1 protein-coding gene and 2 pseudogenes are annotated in these 1,714 nt (G+C 41.5%); all 3 read left to right on the top strand.

All coding sequences use genetic code 11. The features are described from left to right. Positions 1–347 precede the first annotated feature (347 nt). Positions 348–529 (top strand): annotated as a pseudogene (locus C1I60_RS24935) (methyltransferase domain-containing protein); the annotation flags it as partial. Further along, positions 529–660: pseudogene (locus tag C1I60_RS25855) on the top strand (GNAT family N-acetyltransferase); the annotation flags it as partial. The pseudogenes C1I60_RS24935 and C1I60_RS25855, both read left to right, overlap by 1 nt. Before the next feature lie 479 nt (positions 661–1,139). Beyond that, a partial coding sequence (gene bglS / locus C1I60_RS19340) for a beta-glucanase (RefSeq protein WP_434784411.1) occupies positions 1,140–1,714 on the top strand: 575 nt, incomplete at its 3' end.

Raw genomic sequence — 1,714 nt, 5'->3', positions numbered from 1 at the left:
CTTTCAATCATATAAATATATGCTTATATACTAATTTATCTCCATTCTAAAATCAAGTATATATATTACTTGCAATTTACAAATTTAAATCCAAACAAATGGAGGTTTTAAAAAGTGCGAAAACATTTATGCGCCGGAATACCTATGGTCAAATTCAACTAAAAAAGGTCGGTTGTCTTTTGACTTTTTTCTCCCAACGCCAGTTCAAACCTCTACTGCTGCTAACTAAAACTAAGAGTATTCAGATTCTGTTCCACCTATCCCATCCAAATTAAAGGAGTGTTTTGATATGAATAAACTTACAAATGATGAAATCCGCCAAAATGTACGGAACCATTACCAACAATGTTCTAGATCTGGGTAGTGGCGGCGGATTCGATTGCTTTTTGGCTTCTCGCCAAGTAGGGGACAACGGCAAGGTCATCGGGTCGATATGACGCCGGATATGATCAGCCGCGCCCGCAGTAACGCAGTCAAAGGGAATTTCACAAATACCGACTTTCGTCTAGGTGAAATCGAGCATCTACCACCTTCCCCTTTAATGAAAACGGTCAGATGCTTTATCGGAAGATCGGTTACTGTGAAGTCGGCGTTTTTGAAAAGCAAGGGGTTATGGACGGCCAATATATAGACGTAATGATTTTGGGAAAATTGCTCTAAACCATAAAGATAGCAAGCCCCCCTAAAAAGGTCTTGCTATCTTTTCTTTAACCATCCTTCTTTGATTCAACTTCTATAGCACGATGATGAAGCGTGGCGGCTCATGATGTGTGCATGCCATCTTGGATTTGGCCCACAGCTCTTTTGCTCCGTGGGCTGCGTGAAACGAACGACAGGAACATAGAGCTCTTTGGCCGGGGTGGGCCGGGTGCTCTCGCCCGGCGTAGGCGCTCTAGTTATCGGCGTGAGTAACGGCCCAGCGGTGCATTTTTAAACCACAACTTGATAAAATTTAGGTTTTTTAAAATTATGTTTTGAGCGTTAAGTTTGCTATTGTGTACGCCTCAATATCACGCTACAATGAAAATACCAAATATGGAAGCGCTTTATATTTCTTCGGTAAGCCGGTCAATACTTGAAATAATGTATCATTGTCAGACGTTTCTTCATGTTTGGTCAATCTTTTATGGAGGTGTAAAATGAAGAAGAAATCTTGGTTCACTTTAATGGTCACTGGTATTGTCTCTCTGTTTTTTTCGGTAAGCGTTTATGCGGGGAATGTTTTTTGGGAACCACTTAATGGTTTCAATTCGGGTGCATGGCAAAAGGCGGACGGATATTCCAATGGGAACATGTTTAATTGCACTTGGCGTGCCAATAATGTCAATTTTACGAACGATGGCAAAATGAAGCTTGGCTTAACGAGTTCCGCGTACAATAAATTTGACTGCGGAGAGTATCGATCGACGAATACTTACAGATACGGCTTATACGAGGTCAGCATGAAGCCTGCTAAAAATACAGGGATCGTATCTTCCTTTTTTACGTATACGGGACCTACTGATGGCACGCCATGGGATGAAATAGATATTGAATTTTTAGGCAAAGACACGACAAAAGTGCAATTCAACTATTATACAAACGGGGTCGGTGGTCACGAGAAGATTGTTGATCTGGGCTTTGATGCATCAAGAGGCTTTCACACCTATGCATTCGATTGGCAGCCAGGATACATTAAGTGGTATGTTGACGGGGTTCTAAAGCATACAGCAAC

Origin of the sequence: Paenibacillus terrae, from assembly GCF_005217525.1 — a bacterium.
GTDB lineage: Bacteria > Bacillota > Bacilli > Paenibacillales > Paenibacillaceae > Paenibacillus > Paenibacillus terrae_C.
This window is presented reverse-complemented; position numbering and strand designations above follow the sequence as displayed.